Source organism: Streptomyces sp. NPDC048191, assembly GCF_040652655.1.
Lineage (GTDB): Bacteria > Actinomycetota > Actinomycetes > Streptomycetales > Streptomycetaceae > Streptomyces.
The window spans coordinates 13,434-31,634 of sequence record NZ_JBEZMO010000050.1 but is presented as its reverse complement, the minus strand read 5'-3'; the positions used below and the strand labels follow the sequence as shown (position 1 = coordinate 31,634).

3 protein-coding genes are annotated in these 18,201 nt (G+C 69.2%); all 3 read right to left on the bottom strand.

The genetic code is table 11. The features are described 5' to 3' along the window. Positions 1-232: 232 nt before the first annotated feature. Positions 233-1,369 carry an alpha/beta fold hydrolase gene (locus AB0D93_RS39770; protein ID WP_362131066.1) on the bottom strand — a complete coding sequence of 379 codons (1,137 nt, stop codon included), beginning with the start codon at positions 1,367-1,369 and terminating at the stop codon, positions 233-235. Further along, positions 1,366-3,774: a thioester reductase domain-containing protein gene (locus AB0D93_RS39765; RefSeq protein ID WP_362131063.1), complete on the bottom strand. Its 2,409-nt coding sequence runs from the start codon at positions 3,772-3,774 to the stop codon at positions 1,366-1,368. The genes AB0D93_RS39770 and AB0D93_RS39765 overlap by 4 nt, the downstream gene beginning before the upstream one ends. Positions 3,775-3,846: 72 nt before the next feature. Continuing rightward, positions 3,847-17,850, bottom strand: coding sequence for an SDR family NAD(P)-dependent oxidoreductase (locus AB0D93_RS39760; RefSeq protein ID WP_362131060.1), 14,004 nt, complete (start codon positions 17,848-17,850; stop codon positions 3,847-3,849). Positions 17,851-18,201 lie beyond the last annotated feature (351 nt).

Here is an 18,201-nt window from a genome sequence, read left to right as displayed (position 1 = left end):
TTCTCGTGCGTCCATGGAGCTGAGCCGGGGTGTTGCAGGCGCTTTTGCAGTCGCTTCGCGTGTAGTGGAGCGCGTGGACATGCGCTATGTACCTCTCGTTCGTTCATGACTTGTGCGGTCGGTCGAGAAGGCTCGTAGATCTATGAGCACGGTCGGCAGGTCCGGCTCGTGCCGCTGCGTAGAGCGGGTACGCCTCCGGCGCGGCTGGCCTCCTGTGCGCAGGAAGAGCACCTCATTGGTGCCCTTCGAAGAACTCGATGAGGTGCCCGAACACGTCCAGGGCGGCTCCCCGCCCCAGGAACGTGTCCAGGTGCCCGTAGCCGGGGATCTCGGTGTAGGTCACGTCCAACTGCGGCTGACGTCGCGCGAGTACCTGGTGGCAGAGTTTCTGGGAGTCCTGCCACAGGGCGTTCTCGCTCCCTGAAAGCAGCAGGACCGGCGCGTCGATGCGGTGGGCTGCGTCCAGGGCATTGGGCGGGAGTGCCTGGTAACGGTGGTCGGTGTCGTGCCAGCGCACGACGCTACGGGCCAGTGCAATGCGCTGCAGGTGGGGCAGTATCCACAGCGGGGCCGGGCCGAGCAGCTCGGCGAGCCGGTCATGCGTGACATCGGCTAGGTTGTGGTGGACGAATAGAGAGGCGCCGGTGCCCCATGCCGAATTGTGCAGGATCTGGCAGGTCGGGTCCGGACAGTCCGCCTTCCGGGAAGCCAGTGCGAACAGCGGGGTGTACTTCGATCGCAGGCCGACCGTGCGGAAGTCCACCGGGATGTGGTCGACCCGATTCTTGAGCAGCTCTCCCGCCAGAGCCATGCGCAACGACGTCCGGCCGGCCATCTTGGGCGTGAGGAAGACACCCTGCGAGACCACGCCGGCCAGGCCGGGGACCAGTCCGGCCGAGATGCTGAGGGAAAGGGCCAGCGAGCCGATGCAGTGGGCGACCACAAACAGCGGGCGCTCTCCGATTTGCTGACGGATGCGTGCCACCGCGTGCGGGATGTCGTAGAGCGCAACGTCGTCGTACGTATAGCGTGCGCCGTCACGGTTGTACGGAAGCCGGCAGCTGCCCCGCCAGTCCAGTAGCCAGGGCTCGTAGCCGTTGTCGAGGAGGACATCGACGAGGTTGCGGGTCTCCGGCAGCAGGAACATGTCAGCGGAGGCGGTGTGCCCGTGCAGCAACAGCACGGCCGGCCGCTCGGTCTCTCCGCCGGCTATCCGGGTGAGTCCGAGGAGAACGCCGTCGTCGGTGCGGAGCGCAACTTCCTCGACCTGCTCGGTGGGGAGACGGTGACGCAGGGGGCGCAGTACTACGCCCGCACGGCTCCGGCGCAGGGAAGTACGTGCGGTGGGGGAAGGCGTGCCGAAGATCATCGCTTGTCGTCCTTGAGGTTCGAGGTGCGGCGCAGGTCGAGCAGGTCGGTGACCGCCCGCGCGAACGGGCCGACCAGGCCACGCCCCATCTCCAGAGCGAACCAGGCGAGCCACGTCAGTTTGGCGGCCCGCTTCTCTTGGCTGGTCAGGCGCGGGTCCACCTTGATGCCGTCTATCTGGTCACGGACGTAGGAGTCGCCGGGCACGATGACCTCTCCCTGGAAACTCGCGGCCTCACCCTCGCGGCCGAGGCGCACTGTGAGCGCTCGCGTCTGGTGCCACAGGTCTCGGCGTGCCCGCGCGTACTTGAGGCCCTCCAGCCACCATCGGCTGCCTTCCGCGTCCCGCAGCGTCAGCTCGTAGCGCAGGAGTTGGTGGGTGAGGCCGTGCTGCTCCGGGATGCCTTGCTCGGGTCGTACCCAAACGTCGCCGCGTTCCACCTTCAACGGCGCGGGATGGACGGCCGGGCAGGCCAGTTGGCCTCTGACGTCGATCCGTCGTTCCCTCACGAGCTGGTACATGCCGGCGATCGACAGGGTCAATTCCATCGCACAGGGTGATTCGCCGCCTCCGCCGACCGGGCTCATGGTGCCTTTGGTGGTCTCGGCGAACCAGAGGTAGGGGGCATCGTCCTTGTGCGGCAGGCGTGCCAGGCCGTCGGCGGCAAGCTTTTCCACCGTCCTCAGCTGAGACTGAGCGTCGTAACGGCTGGCGAGCGGGAGCCCCAGGGCCGTGACCAACCCCTCGGTTCGGTGCGCGGTCGCCGCGGGTCCCTTCAGCGTGGCTTCGCACAGCTTGAGCGCTGATGGGGTCCTCAGCACCCTTGTCAAGAAGGCGAGTTCGGGCACCGGTTCGGCTTCCAGACGGGCCAAGGTGTCGATGCGCCACGCGTCCCAGTCCTGGACCCGTACGTGCATGCCTGCGAGAGCCATGTCCCGGACGACGTCGTCCAAGGTGTTGGGTACCCCGGTCAGGTTGTAGTCGCCTCCCCAGGCTGCTGGCTCGCAGACGGCTGCGACCGCGACCCGGCTGACCCAGTCGACCGGGGCGGCGTTCAGGTAGCGAAATGCCGGCACGGTCCGGAAGCGGCCGAAGGCGGAGATCAGGCCGCTGCTGAGATCCTGCGCGTTGTAGGCGCCGGTCTTGGTGTGTCCGCCGATACCGCCCGGGCGCAGCGCGGTGACGACGAGGCCGCGGTCGCGGGCGCGGCGCAGGGCCACCTCCGCGGCCCACTTCGACTGGTCGTATCCGGAGACGAGACGTTCGATGTGGGCGAGGGGGTCATCCTCGCCCATCGAGGTGATCCCGACCTGGTTGAACACCGCGATGGACGATACGTGGTGCAGCGGCTTGGGACGGCCCGCCGCCGCCAGTTCGGCGAGGGCGAGCGCGCCGAGGACGTTGCTCCGCCGCAGTGAGGGGTAGCCGCGCAGGAAGTCCACCGCGGCTGCCACGCCGACCACGCTGTCGAGTCGGCCTGCGAGGGTGTGCCACTGCTCGTCCGGGAGACCGAGTCGCGGACGTCGGATGTCACCGGGCAGTACGGTGACGCGGCGGCGTATCTCCGACGACCAGGGCAGCTCGTAGTGCCGCAGCCGGTTGCCGAGGCGTGCGGTTGCGCTTTCCTCGTCGTCTGCCCGGATCAGGCAGTACACGTGTGCATCGCTGTGCCGAAGCAGGTCAAGCAGCATGTGGCTGCCCAGGAACCCGGTTGCGCCGGTCAGCAAAATGTGTCGGGGAGGCGTCGGCTCGGGCGGGTCGACCAACGGCAGCCCGTCGGCGAGGGCCAGGTCGGAGAAGATCTGATCCAGATCTTCTCGACGGGCTCGGGAGTGCGCGTCGATCTCAGGCACCCGGCACACGGGGGGTGGTGCGTGCGGAGTCGGGGCGGGCGGCACGGCGTGAAACCGGATGGGTGTCAAAGGCACGGGGGCGACGGCCGGCGTCGTTACCACCGCGGCGGGGGCTGACTCTTGCGACGCGGCAAGTGTGGGTGTGTGCGGCTGGGCTGTCGTGGTGCTCGCGACAAGCGGCATCCACCGCCGGGCCAGGCTGGCTGGACGGGCATCCTGGAAGACCTCGTCGAGGCCGACCTCGATGCCGAGCTGCCGCTCCAGTTCGGCGACGAGCTCCACGGCTTGGACGGACGTGCCTCCCGCATCGAAGAAGTCGGCATCGGGAGCCAGACTGCCCGAGGGCAGGTGACGCCCGGCCGCGCCGGCGATGACGGTTGCCAGGCCCTCCACGGTAGGAATGGACAGGGCTGCCGGGTCGGGGCCCGCTCCGGCCCCTCGGACCCTGGCGAGGACGTCGGCGACGCTCAGCCCACCACTGCCCCGCTCGATCGATTCGGCGGTGTCCTTCTGCCTGCTGGTGTGCTTCGAGTCAAGGTTCATGTCACGCATCAGGACCCTTCACGTGTTGCGTCGTTCCAATTCGTGCTGACCGCGGTCCCGGGAGCCACGGGCTGCGCCGGATCACGGCTGCTTCCAGGACCGGAAGGTCCGCAGTTCTTCCGGGGTGACCTGGACGTCGAGCCGTTCGTCGTCAGGGTCGCCGCCGCCGAGCGCGGCGATCAGGCGGCGGGCGGGGGCATTGCGCGGTGTCCGCTCGGCGGTGAACCGGACTTTGGTGCAGCCGAATTCTTCGGCCCGGTCGGCTAGCCAGCCCAACAGTTGCTCTTCGATGCCCCGGCCAAGGGCACGGCAGCTCATCGTCCATGCCACGACATCGAGCAGGCCGCCCTTGCTGTGGAACGCAAGCAGGGCGATCTGACCGTAATCGCCGAAACGGTCGCGGGCCGTCGCAGTCCACACCTCGCCCTGTTCCTGCCACCGGGCCAGGTCGTCATCCGAGCGCATGCGCAGGACGAACTGGTTGGTGCGGCGAATGAGCTGCTCGCTCCGTTGGATGTGCGCTGGGGCCAGGCTGCGGATGTCGACGTTGAGTTCGAGGTCGGACAGGAACTCTTCGAAGCCGGAGTTCGCTCGGGCTGTGTCCCGTTCGTATTCCTGTTCGTAGAACCGCGCGCGCAGGGAGTCCTCGTCGGTGGTGGCGGCCGGCACGAGGGGCCACAAGCGGTGCAGGAACGGATCGAGCTCGGGGCCCTGGGGGCAGGTCACGGAGAGCACCTGGGGATGCTGGGAGCGCATCTTCGCGATCTCTGCAGGATTGTCGTCCAGGAACAGGAAGCTGTCGAGCCCGAGGTTGAGGGTGCGGGCGGCCTGGGCGAGACGGACCGGCTTGGGGCCCCAGGATGCGGAGAGCACGCTGAAGTGCTCGACACGGAGCCGGCTGTCCGGGCGGTCGAGGACGGCGCGGACGGTCTCTTCGTCGTTGTTGCTGAGCAGGACCAGCAACGTTCCCGCGTCCCGCCACTGCAACAGCCGGCTGGCGAGCAGGGCACGGGAGCCGGCGAGATCCACCGCCTCGGGGCCGATCTCGCCTGCCACTCCGCCCCACAGTGTCTCGTCACCGTCGACGGCGATCACCTTCGGTGCGGGTCGCCGCGCGGCGCGGACCACCTCGGCGAGTCGCAGCGCGATGGCCGCCTGGAAGTCTGGAGTGAACGGCAGGTGCGCCAGCTTGTCGGTGACGTCGTCGAAACAGTCCGCACCGGTGTGATCCCAGGCCCACCGGTCGGGTCCGAGGACCGCGATGCCCGGAGCTCCTGCGAGGTCTGCGGCGAGGGTGCGCTCCCAGGCCTGGAGGCGTTCCGGAGACCCGCAGGTGGGGAGGATGCCGACGATCAGGGGTGTGCGGGCGGCGTATTCCCTGAGCGCGGCAGAGTAGGTGATGGTGAGCTCGGCGAGCAGGGCATCGTCCATCGGGCCGAAGCGTTCCAGGTCCGCGGCCCGCAGTAGGACGACGGACATGGCGGTGGCCGGGTCGGCGAAGACTCCCGAAGGGTTCTGCAGTGCGGCGAGGACCTGGTGATACGGCGCCTCGGCGACCGCAGCCCGCTCCGTTTCCAGCGCGGCCTCGCACATTGCGGGCAGGTCCCCGAGGGCAAAGGTGGCGGCGAGGGCAAGACGCGGACCCTCAGCGCACTCCTCGAGCCGGTTGGTCCCGTGCGCTTCGCGTACGGGGTCCATGGTGTTCCCGGTGGTGTGTTCGAGCAACCGCAGGAAGTCCTCTCCCAGTGCGGTCACGGTGTCCGTGTCCAGCACGTCTGTGTTGTGGTCGAGGCAGACGGTCCCAGTGTCCGGCGTCATGGTGATCATCAGATCCAGGTCGGTGTGGCCGGCTCCGGTCGGCAGCACCTCGAGGTTCGCCAAGCGGCCAGCGAAGCGCACGTAGTTGAAGTAGACCTCGACGAGCGGTGCGTTCGATCGGTACAGGCCCTGACGAGCGAGCGTGGAAAGCACGTCGGTGAACATGGCTCCCTTAGAAAGGATCCTCCGCAGTCTGCTGTCGGTGCGGAGCAGCACGTCTGCAACGGATTCGGATGCCACGGCCATCGCAGGGAAGGGCACCGGTACACCGAAGAAGCCGACCGCGCCGTCGGCATCGACGTGGATGCGGGTATCCACCGGCACGGCGAGCACGAACTGCTCACATTCCTGCCTCCGGGCCAACAGCACGGTGAGCGTGCCGAGGCAGAAGGCGGCAGGCGTGATACCGAGGCTGCCCGCCGTGGCGGAAACGCGCTCCATCAGACCGCCGGGGATGGCAACGGTCACGCTGTCGGACCGGTAGCTGCGGATCTCCGGGCGCGGCCGGGCAAGCGTCAGATCGAGCCGCTTGCTGCCGTGGAAGGCCGTGCGCCAGTCGTTGCCGAAACTCTCCTCACCGCTCTGCTGCGCGCTGACCAGCAGGTCGATGTCACGGTTGGTCGGGGTGCCGTCGAGCACTGTTCCGGACAGTTCGGCGTCGATTTCCGCGGCAACGACAAGGAGTGACTGGAGGTCGCTGACCGCATGGTGAGCTCCGAAAACCAGAAACTGGCCCTCTGGACCGCCGTCGATGAGTTCGAATCGCCACAGCGGCCCCTGGGCAAGGCAGTAGGGGCGCTCCAGCAGGAGACGCAGCCGCTCGGCGGCGTTCGGGCCGGTGACTTCCGTCCACAGCAGCAAGGGCATGGCCGGTTCGCGGTCCACCCGCAGCAGACGTCCGCCTTCGGGGCCGTTCACGATTGCCGTGCGCAGCGCCGCGTGCCTGGCAGCCAGCCGGTCGAGGATCCCGCCGAGCGACTTGGGGCTTGTAGGCGTGGCCAGCCGCAAGGCGAGACCGATCGAGTGAGCCGCGTCGGGCATGCCTGGCCGCGCGCTGCGCAGGAGCCGTACGACGTCCCGAGTCGCGGGACGCAGCTCGGTCGGCGGTACGGCCCGGTCGGGCCCCACGGACGTTCCCCTGCCCTGCGAGCCGTCTTCGGGCAGCGATACAGCCAGAAGGCGTACGAGACCGCGGATGTCTTTGGCCGCGAAGATGTCGGTGACGGCGAGGTCGGTGCCGAGGTCCCGAGCGAAGGAGTTGCGCAGTCGTACCAGCATGAGCGAGTCCAAGCCGAGATCCTGAAGCGCCGTGGTGCCGGACACGTCCACGGGAGCGCCCGAGACCGCAGCGACGCGGGTGCGTACGTACCTCTCGAGCGCTTCGGAACGCTCCTCCTCGCCGGTGGCTGCGAAGACCCTGTGCACCGTGCCGTCGTCGTCCGTGCCCTCGGCCCGGGGAACCAGCAGCTCGGCGAGAAGAGGCCGGCTGCGTACGGCGTCCCGGTCCAGGGCCAGGCGGTTCCAGTCGAAGGCAACCGGCGCGAGCTGGCGGCGACTCGAGGTCAGCACCCGGTCGAACAATTCGCCGCCGTCCTGCGGAGAAAGGGCGGCGAGGCCGGAGCGGTTGGTCTGGGCGGCGCGGCCGGATTCGGCTGCCATACCGGCGTCGGCCCATGCTCCCCAGTCCAGGCTGAGCGCTCGGCGGCCGGCGTGCACCAGATGGTGGCCCCACGCGTCGAGGAAGGCGTTGGCAGCCGAGTAGGCGCTCTGGCCCGCCGAGCCCACCAGGCCGGCCACCGATGCGAACAGCACCAGGTCGTCCGCCTCGGGCACGAGTTCCGTGAGCAGGACGGTACCGAGCACCTTGGGTGCGAGGACACGCCGGATGCTCTCCTCGGTCAGGTTGGCCAGGGTGGCGTCCTCCAGGACGCCAGCGGCGTGAACGATCCTGGTGACGGGGCCCACCTCGCGGCGCACGGCCTCCAGCGCGGCTGACAGTCCTGCGCGGTCGGCGACATCGGTGCGGGCCACGTGCACGGTGACACCGCGCTGCTCGAGCCCTGAGATCCAGGCCGCGGCAGTCTCGTCGGGGGTGCTGCGACCCATCAGCGCGAGCCGTCGGACTCCCCGGCGCACGAGCCGTTCGGCGATGACACGGCCGATGCCGCCCAGGCCGCCGGTGATCAGGTGTACGCCGTCCGCCCGGTCAATCTCGCTGCCGGTGTCGGGTCTGGTGCGGGCCAGGCGCGGGACGAAGCGGCTGGCGTCGCGTAGAGCGATCATTCGCTCGTCGTCCGCGTGCCATAGCTGCGTCCACAGCATGTCCGCTCCTGCGTCGGCGGGCAGGTCGACCAGGGTGAGAGCAACTTCCGGGTGTTCTTGGGCAACGGCGAGCCCGAGGCCCCAGGCGAGCGCCTGCTGGGGATGCGCCACCGCGCTGCTGTCGCCGGCGGCCTGGCTGCCGCGTACCACGACAAACAGGCGAGGCGCCCGGCCCTGCGCCCGGCTGGTGATGGCCCGAACCAGGTGGACGGTCGTCAAACAGCTCAGGTGTGTCGCCGCCTCGGCCGTGCGGGCGTCGATGATCGCCGGTGCGTCGAGCGCGGAAAGCTGGACCACCCGCACGGGGAGCGCATCGGCGAACGCCTCGTCAAGGAGCCGACCGAGCTGTGCGGGGTCGGCAGTGTCGAGGACGTACCGGTTTGGGCCTTCGGCTGCGTAGGTCTCGCCACGGCGGGCAAGGACGTACGGGGCGAGGCCGTCGAGCCTGTCGCTCAGATCCCGGGCGATTCCTGTTTCGTCAGCGACAATCAGCCAGCTGCCTTCGGGGGCCGGCTCCTGGGCCATTGGGCGCGGGTGCCAGCGGGTCTCGAAGAGAGCGTCGTTCAGCGGGGATAGCGCGGCCAGCCGGAGGTCCTTGGCTTCAAGGACCACTCGACCGCTGTCGTCCCACAGCCGCAGATCCAGTGTCGCGCAGTCACCGTCCACGGACAGCAGATCGCAGCTTGCCCAGGCCGGTGCGGTGTGGAGTCCCCTGTGCCGCACCCGGCCCACTTCGGCCGGTACGAACGCCCGCTGCCCGGGCGCTTGCGCCGGCATGGCCGCCGAGTGGAAGGCGGCGTCCAGGGTGGCCGGGTGCATCAGGTGGCCGGCGGAAGGCCGGGCAGTGAGGCGCACGACCGCGGAGCAGGCGCTCTGGTGCCCTTCGGCCAGCCCGCGGAAGGCGGTGCCGTAGTCAAGGCCCAAAGCGGCGAAGCCGGCGTAGAGCGCGGACAGGTCGACGGGTTCGGAACATCGCTCGCGCAGCTCTGAGAGCCCTACTCCGTGTTCGGTAAGGGTCTCCGGCGCAACGGCGATGCGCCCCGTGACGTGCTGCTGCCAGGTGGGGGAACGTTCGCCGGTGGCAGCTGAGGCGATTGTGAAGTCGCGGAAGCTGTCTTCGGTGGGCCTTAGGACGAGCTGGAGTCGTACGGGATGGTCGGGATCGAGATGCAGTGGCTGCAGGAAACGCACGTCGGCCAGTTCGGCCGGGCCGTCGCCGAGAACACTGGCTGCTGCCTCCAGGGCCATCTCCAGGAACGCCGCCCCCGGCATCCAGACCTGACCGGCCACCTTGTGGTCCATCAGGTAGCTGTGGTGGCTGGCGCTGAGGTCGATCTCGGACTCGAAGATGTTCCGACCCGGCTCGTCGCTGGGCTGGATGTGGGTGCCCAGGAGCGGGGAGCCGGCCGTGCTGGCGGTGTGCATGGGCGCCAGCCAGTGCCGTTCGCGGACGAAGGGGTAGGTGGGCAGGTCCAGACGGCGGCCCTGTGGGAAGAGCGCGGGCCAAGTGGGCGTGTGCCCCGCCGTGTACAGCTCGCCCACCCGCTCGAGGAGCGCGTCCGGGCAGGCTTGGCCTCGGCGTAGCGATCCGACGCCGACAGCGTCGATCCCGGCGTCCGCGGCGACTGCCTCGATCGACGAGAGGAGCGAAGGGTGCGGGCTGAGTTCGACGAAGTAGCGGTAGCCGTCGTCGAGCATTCGACGGATGGTGTCGGCGAATCGCACCGGTTGGCGGAGGTTGGCGAACCAGTACTCAGCGTCGAGGTGGTCGCCGGGGATCGTCTCGGCCCGCAGCGACGAGTAGACGGTGGTCGGTGTGCGGCTGCTGCGGACGTCGGAGAGACGGTCGAGGAACTGCGTGCGCAGCGGGTCCATCAGCGGGGTGTGCGAGGCGAACGGAGTCGACAGGATGCGTGCGGTGACACCTCGCTCCGTAAGCTGTGCGTGGAATTCGGCGAGGGCGTCCGCCCTGCCGGAGACGGCTGTGTCAGCGGAGCTGTTGACCGCCCCGATGAAGAGTCGGTCGGTGTAGGAGGTGAGCAGTTCCTCGAGGTCCGCCAGTGGCAGGTGCACGGCAAGCATCCCGCCGCACCCAACGAGCGGCGCCACTGCCTCGGCGCGGCTGGTCACGACGGTCACCGCCTCGTCCAGGGTGAGTGCCCCGGCGCTGTAAGCTGCGGCGATTTCGCCGAGGCTGTGGCCGACGACCGCATCAGCGGCGACGCCGAGTTCCCGCCAAGCTGCGGCGACAGACGCGTTGAGTGCGAACAGCACCGGCTGGAGGCGCTCGGTGCGAGCAAGCCATGAGGACTCGTCAGGGGCGCGTAGTGTGTCCAGGACGGACCAGCCGGCCCACCGTCGTACTGCCTGGTCGATCCGTGTCATCTCGGTCCGGAAGGCCTCGGACTGCGAGAGCATGTCACGTTCCATGCCGGGCCAGTGGCCGCCGTGTCCGGGAAAGACGAACGCCACCTTGCCGGACTGCTCTTCACGAGGCTTGTTCACGGGCCTGCGTCCGCTGCTCAATGCCTCGAGGGAGGAGAGCAGCTCGTTCTGATCATTCGTGACCAGTGCCGTGCGCCATTCGAAGTGGCTGCGGTGGCGAGCGAGGGTGTGGGCAAGGTCGGGCAGTGAGACGCCAGCGACGGCGCGCCGCGCGAGCCTGCCCGCCTGCGCGCGCAGTGCTGCCTCGCTGCGGGCGGAAAGGACGAAGAGCTGCCGTCCGTCGGGCGCCGGCCCACCGTCTGCGACAGCCTGCTGGGGTGCTTCCTCCACGATGACGTGGGCATTGGTACCGCTGATGCCGAAGGCACTCACCCCTGCTCGACGTGTCCGCTCTTTCGTGACCGGCCAGGCGACCGCCTCCTGGAGCAGCCGCAGTCCGCTGCCCTCCCAGTCGACGTGGCGGCTGGGTGTGCCTGCATGCAGGGTGCGCGGCAGGCTCTGATTGCGCAGGGACAGTACGACCTTGATCAGTCCGCACACGCCGGAAGCGGCCTGCGTATGACCGATGTTGGATTTGAGCGAGCCCAGGTGCAGGGGCCGCCCGTGTGGGCGGGAGTTCCCGAAGACCCGCCCCAGGGCACCTGCCTCGATCGGATCGCCGAGCGTCGTGCCGGTGCCGTGTGCCTCCACGTAATCGATCTCCGAGGGCGTGATACCGGACTGCTTCAGTGCCCGCCTAATGACCTGTTCCTGGGCGGGGCCGTTCGGAGCGGACAGGCCCTGGCTGTGCCCGTCCTGGTTGACGGCCGTGCCGCGCAGCACCGCCAGTACCTTGTCCCCGTCGCGCTGGGCGTCGCTCAGCCTCTTGAGTACAAGCATGCCTGCGCCCTCGGCCCAGACGGCGCCGTCGGCATCGTCGGAGAAGGAGCGGCACCGGCCGGTCGGTGAGAGCCCGCGCAGTCGGCTGAACTCGACGAAGGTCTGCGGAGTCACCATCAGGGTGACTCCACCGGCCAGCGCCAGATCGCACTCACCGGCGCGCAGCGCTTGTGCCGCAAGATGCGTGGCGACCAGTGACGATGAGCAGGCCGTATCCACGGTGAGGGCCGGGCCGTGCAGACCAAGGGCGTAGGCGAGTCGGCCCGAGGCTACGCTGAGCGCGGAGCCGGTACCCACGTAGCCGTCGAGCTGATCGAGTGCTGGGCCCGCCAGATAGCCGCTTCCGAACATTCCCACATACACGCCCGTGCTGCTGCCCGCGAGCTGCGCGGGGACGATTCCGGCGCGCTCCAGGGCCTCCCACGATGTCTCCAGCAGCAGGCGCTGCTGCGGGTCCATGGCCGCTGCCTCTCGGGGGGTGATGCCGAAGAAGGATGGGTCGAAGGACTCGATGTCATCGAGGAAACCGCCCTCGCGCGTGTACGACTTGCCGAGGGCGTCCGGGTCCGGGTCGTAGAGCGACTCCACGTCCCAGCGTGCGTCGGGGAAAGGACCGATGGCATCTCTGCCCTCGGCCACCAGCCGCCACAGGTCGTCCGGTTCGGACACACCGCCGGGCAGTCGACATGCCATGGCCACAATGGCGATCGGTTCGTCCGAGCGGGAGGCATCGACGGGACCGGAGCGGATCACGCCGGCCGACGGGTCCGGAGTCCGGCCCAGCACGGTGGACAGCAGATGGCTGCTCAGCTTGGCGGTTGTGGGGTAGTCGAACAAGAGGGTTGCCGGCAGCTTGGCGCCCAGGCGAGCCCCGATGCGGTTGCGCAGTTCAACGGCGGTGACCGAGTCCATGCCCAGATCGCGCAGGGGCTGATCGGTCCGCACGTGATCGGTGGAACGCAGCCCCAGGGCACGGGAGACCTCCTCGCGGACCAGGGCCGTCAAACGCTCTGCGCGCTGTGCCGCGGGCAGGCGTGCCAAGCGGTCCGCAAGGCTGACCTCGTGCTTCGCAGAGTCCGACACGGGCATGAGCGAACGCCACAGGGCCGAGCCTGCTGCGTCACCGGTGCGAAGGCGTTGCAGGTCGAGAGCCCAAGCCACGAGATGGGGAGCATCCTGTCGCAAGACCATGGCGACGAGATCGCCGCCCTCGCGAGGGGTGAGGGCCCGGTAGCCGCGCCGTGCCATGCGGTCCAGGTCCGCCGACGCGGCGAGGCCTGCGCCCTCCCATGCGCCGAACGAGACGGAGGTGCCGGCCAGACCGCGTGCATGCCGGTGGTGAGCCAGCTGATCAAGAAAGGCATTGGCAGCCGCATAGTTGCCCTGGCCCGCGTTCCCCACGACTCCGGCTGCCGAGGAGACGAGCAGGAACAGGTCGAGTTGGGCGCGCGCAGTCAGCCGGTGCAAATGCACGGCGCCGTCGACTTTGGGACGCAGGACCCTAGCCAGCCGTTCCTGCGTCAGCTCTGCGATCACACCGTCGTCCAGGATCCCGGCGCAATGGACCACACCGCGCAGCGGATGCTCCCCGTCGACGTGGGCGAGCGCGATGGCCACGGAAGCGGGATCGGTGACGTCGCACGCCACGACCGTGGCGTCCGCGCCGAGTGCACGAAGTTCGGTGACGGCGCCGGCCGCGCGGGCATCCTCGGGGCCTTTGCGCGCCGTCAGGACCATCCGCCGCACCCCGTTGTCGGCCAGGACAGTCGCGATGTGTCGGCCGATGGCACCGAGACCACCCGTTATCAATACTGTTCCGTCAGTGGGCACCGAGGTGGGCGCACCGATGAGATCGAGCACGATGGGGCGGCTGGTGACTGCGGCGCGGCGCAGTGCGGTACGTGTGGCACTCACGGGGAAGACGCGGGCTGCCGGTTCGTGCGCTTCCGTGTCGGTGAGTTCGGCCACGGCAGTCGTGCAGGGCATCGTGTCCGGCAGCGGAACGACATCCGCGGCAGCGACCACAACCTGCGAGCAGGAGGCGTGGTCGGCAACCGCCAGTACCCGTTGGCCGTACGCGACGTCGACCACGTCCGGCGCCACCTCGCAGACGACACCGGCGCACGCGAGATGGTTGTCCGGCGCGGAGAGCGCCAGGGCCTCGACTTGGATGCGCACCTGCCCGCCTGCCAGCTGCAAGGGAGCCAAGGGAATCGGGTGAGGCCGGTCGGGCAGCCCGGTCAGCTCGTATGCGGCTTCGTGAGGTATGTGCACGGTGTCCCCGACACGGGCCCGCACCAGGCGTGGGGCAAACATTTCCCCTTCCCTCACCGCGAGTTCCGGTTCGTCCGAGAGCTGGACCGCGGTGGTGAGCGCGGACACTGGGTCGGAGTCGTCGAGATCAAGCAGGGTTAGTCCGAGATTGGGGTGCTCTGCGCGGGCGCTGCGCGCCAGCCCCCAGAGCACCGACTGTGCGTAGCCGTCAACACAATCCCCCGCGGCCGCCGCTACCGCTCCGCGGGTCACCCAGATGGTCCGGGCCGAAACCTGCTCGGCGGCACGGGCGATCAGAGCCTGCAGTTCCGCAAGTGCTTCGGAAGCCTGCTCGTGGGCCGTGGCGGCCGGGTCGGCATCCGGCTGCGCGCGCGGCCACAACCGCACGACTACGTCGGCACCCATCTCGCGCTGCACCGGGCGGTCGAGTGCGTCGGCGATCTGAGGGTCGGCCGCATCGCCGGTGACCGCCCAGGCGATGTCCGGCGCCTGTCTGCCCGACGGAGCGACAGGCGTCCATGACACCTCGTACATGTGCCGTGCGCTCTCCAAGCCACCGTCCAGGTCCGCCGGGCTGGCGGCGCGTAGCCGTACGTCCACGAGGCGTCCGGCAGGAAACCCGTCAGCATCCCAGAGGGTGACCTCCAGGGTGAGCTCCGAGGCCGAGCCGCTGGTCTTCCGCACTCGTGCCGTCACGTCACCGGCCGGACAGGCAGCCGTCGTGCAGCGCCCGACCGCGACCGGAAGGAGCACGCGTCCGTCCGTGAGGTTGAAGGCAGCGGCCACCTGCAGGGCGGCGTCCAGCAGCGACGGGTGCAGCGGGTAGGCGTCGGATACGTCACTGATGATGGAGGGCAGGGACAGACGGGCGAGGAGTTCACCCTCGCCGGTCGATACCACCGAGCGAACGCCCTGGAACGCCGGCCCGTAGCTCAGCCCGAGGGCGGTGAGCCGTTCGTATGTCTGCGCCGTCCAGACCTCTTCGGCGTCCTCGGGCCACACCGGAGGCTCGTCCTCGGCAAGCAGGGTGGAGTCGGCAGCCGAGGCGGTCGCGTGCAGGGTCCAACAGGCGTCTTCCCGGCTGCGACGGCGACTGTGCACGGTGATCTCGGGCGCACTGCCCGCCGTGCTGACCTCGACGGAGACCTCGACGCTGCCTGATTCCGGCAGTACGAGCGAGCTGAGCAGGAGCAGATCGGTCACGTCCAGTGGTGCGTCCGGACGGGCAACGGCAATCGCTGCGCGACAGAGCTCCAACAGAGTCGTGCCTGACACCACCGTGCGCCTGAAGACGCGGTGATCGGCCAGCCAGTCGGCCGTGTCCGCGAACCATTCCCCGCGGAAGGTCCATCGGGTTTCGTCGGCCGATTGCAGTTGCACGCCGAGGAGGGGGTGGGCAGCGCGGTCGAACAGGGCCGGCAGGCTGGAGGAGCGCGCGGGTTCGACCCAGTACGACTGCTCATCCCAGGCGTAGGTCGGAAGGTCGACCGTGCCGCAGTCGGTGATCAGCGCGTGCCAGTCGATCCGGCCTCCACGGGCGTGGAGTTCGGCCAAGGCCATCGTCAGGCAGGCGGGTCCGTCCTCGTCGCGCCGCAGCGACTCGATGGCGATCAAGTCGTGATCGGACTCCTCACCGATGGTTCGCAGAGCGGTGAGGAGGGAGGGATGCGGGCTGAGCTCGACGAAATGACGATATCCGTCGGCCAGCATGCGCTCGGCCGTCGCAGCGAAACGGACGGGCTCCCGCAGGTTGGTGTACCAGTAGTCGGCGGTGAGTTCGCCGGTTACCGGTGCGGATGTGACGGTCGAGTACCAGGCGATGTCTGCCGGGGAGGTGACGACACCGTCGAGACCGCCGACGATCTCCTCTCGTACGGGCTCGACCTGAGCGCTGTGCGAGGCGTAGTCCACCTCGAGGCCGCGGACGAACACCTGACGTGCTTCCAGCCGGGCGAGGAGGGACTGCACCGATTCCGCGGTCCCCGCGACCACCGTGGCCCTACCACTGTTGACGGCGGCGACGGACACGTTCCCGTCGAGCAGGGCCGACACGTCGGTGTGGGGCAGTGCAATCACCGCCATGGTGCCTGTGCCGGCCAGTCCTGTCAGGGCGCGGCTGCGTACGGCGACCACGGCGGCTGCATCGTCGAGGCTGAGCGCCCCGGCGACACAGGCAGCCGCGACCTCGCCCTGGCTGTGCCCGATGACGGCATCGGGCTCTACGCCCCGGGCCCGCCACACGGCCGCGAGGGACACCATGACGGCGAACAGCACCGGTTGGACGACGTCCACCCGGTCCATCGAGGGGCTGCCTTCGTCGCCCCGAAGCACGGCGGCGACGGACCACTGCGTGAAGCGACGAAGTGTGGCGTCGCAGCGGTCCAGTTCGGCTGCGAACACGGGGTCGCGGTCGAGTAGGTCGCGGGCCATGCCGGTCCACTGGGCGCCCTGTCCCGGGAAGACGAAGGCGACCTTGCCCGTAGGCCTCGTCTCATGGGGGCCGGTGGTCTGCTCGGGGTCCGGCCGACCGTCGGCGAGGTCCTTGAGGGCGGCGAGCAGTCCGGGGCGGTCGATCGGCCGGAGGACGGCCCGGTGGCCGAAGTGGCTGCGATGGTGGGCAAGGGTCGAAGCGACGGCCGACAGGGGCAGATCCGGGTTCGCTTCGAGGGCGTCGCGCAGCCGGGCAGCTTGCCTTTTAAGGCTAGGACGGCTTCGGCCCGACAGCGGGAACAGCTTGGGGACCTGATCGCCTGTGGTCGTGGGTCGGGCCGGCGGTTCGGGTGCCTCCTCCAGGATGACGTGGGCGTTGGTTCCGCTGATCCCGAAGGCGCTGACACCGGCTCGCCGTACCCGGGCTGCGTCGCGGGGCCACGTCTTCGCATCCGTCCGCACCTGCAGGCCACTGCTGCCCCAGTCGATGTGGTCGGTCGGATCGTCCGCGTGCAGGGATGCAGGTACGCGCTCGTGCACGAGAGCGAGGACGGTCTTGATGACACCGCCGACACCGGCCGCCGCCTGGGTATGGCCGATGTTCGACTTCAACGACCCGACACCCAGCGGTCGGTCTGTCGAGCGCCCCGGCCCGAAGACCTTGGCCAGGGCGCGTAGTTCGATGGGATCTCCCAGCGGAGTTCCGGTCCCGTGCGCTTCGACATGGTCCAGGTCCTGCGCAGTGAGCCCGGCCGCCTCCAGGGCTGCGCGCAGGAGCCGCTCCTGAGCCTTTCCGCTGGGGGCGCTCAGGCCCTGGCTGCGACCGTCCTGATTGACGGCCGATCCCTTGATGACGGCCAGGATCCGGTCGCCGTCGCGGCGCGCATCGTCGAGTCGCTTCAGCAGGACGAGTCCACAGCCCTCGGCCCACACCACTCCGTCCGCCGAAGCTGAAAAGGGGCGGCAACGGCCGGAGGGGGACAGGCCGCGCAGCCGGCTGAACTCCACGTGGCCGCGCGGGGTGACTAGCAGCGTCGCCCCGCCTGCCAGGGCGAGGTCGCATTCCCTGCCCGCCAGTGCGCGTGCCGCCAGGTGCAGGGCGACCAATGAAGAGGAGCAGGCAGTGTCGATGGTGACGGCGGGCCCCCGCAGGCCGAACCAGTAGGCGATGCGTCCTGAGGCGACACTGCCTGCTGAGCCCGTGCCGACGTGCCCGTCCAGCTGGTCGAGCGAAGCCGAAGCGAGGTAGCCGCTGTCGTACAGGCCGAGATACACGCCAGTACGACTCCCGTTGAGGGTCTCCGGGAGGACTCCGGCACGTTCGAAGGCCTCCCAGGCGGTCTGGAGCAGGATCCGCTGCTGGGGGTCCATCGCGGCGGCCTCACGCGGGGAGATGCCGAAGAAGGCAGCGTCGAACCGGTCGATGCCGCCGTCGAGGAACCCTCCGCGCAAGCTGTACGCCTTGCCCGTGGTCTTCGGATCAGGGTCGTGGAGGCCACGCGTGTCCCACCGGCCGGGGGGGACCTCGCGAATGACATCCGTGCCTGCGTCCAGCACTTGCCACAGGGCGTCGGGGGCGTCTGCGCCGCCCGGGTAGCGGCAGGCCATGGATACGATCGCCACTTCGTTCCTGGAGGCAGCGCCGCATGCTGCCGGGGCCGTTGACGGTTCGGGGCTCGGTGACGGGGGGAACAGGGCCCGGGCAATGGCGTCGATCGTGGGGTGTTCGAAGAGCAGGGCCGGCTCGAGGCGGACACCCGCGTGCGCGGTCAGTCCCGCGGCCAAGGCGACCAACTGGCGTGAACCGAGGCCGAATTCGGCCAATGGCCGGTCCTGATCGACGGAAGTGCGATCGATGCCGGCCGCCTCGGCCACGGCCGAGACCAGCCAGGACCGCACGCCAGCGGTGGTCGTCAAGGGGTGGGGGCTCCGCTGCGGAAGGTCGCTTTCGGGCAAGGTGTTTCCTCGTGAACTCGACTCGGGCTGGACTCGTACCGGGGTTCGGCCAGACGATATGGATCAGTGCGGGGCGCCCGCGCGGTGTCCAGGCATGGGGCGCTCTACGTCGGCAGCTCGACACGACGCGAAATTGGGTGCATCAGGGTGTTGGGGTGGTGCCGGGGAAGCGCAGATCTGCCTGCGATGGAGTTGCGTCGGGACGTTTGGCAGGCTGGTCGATCGGTGCAGTCTGCCGCCGCTCGTCCGACGTCGATGAGGAGCTCACCGACAGGCGCCGACGTTGGTCCGAGGTGCAGCGCCGGCCTGCGT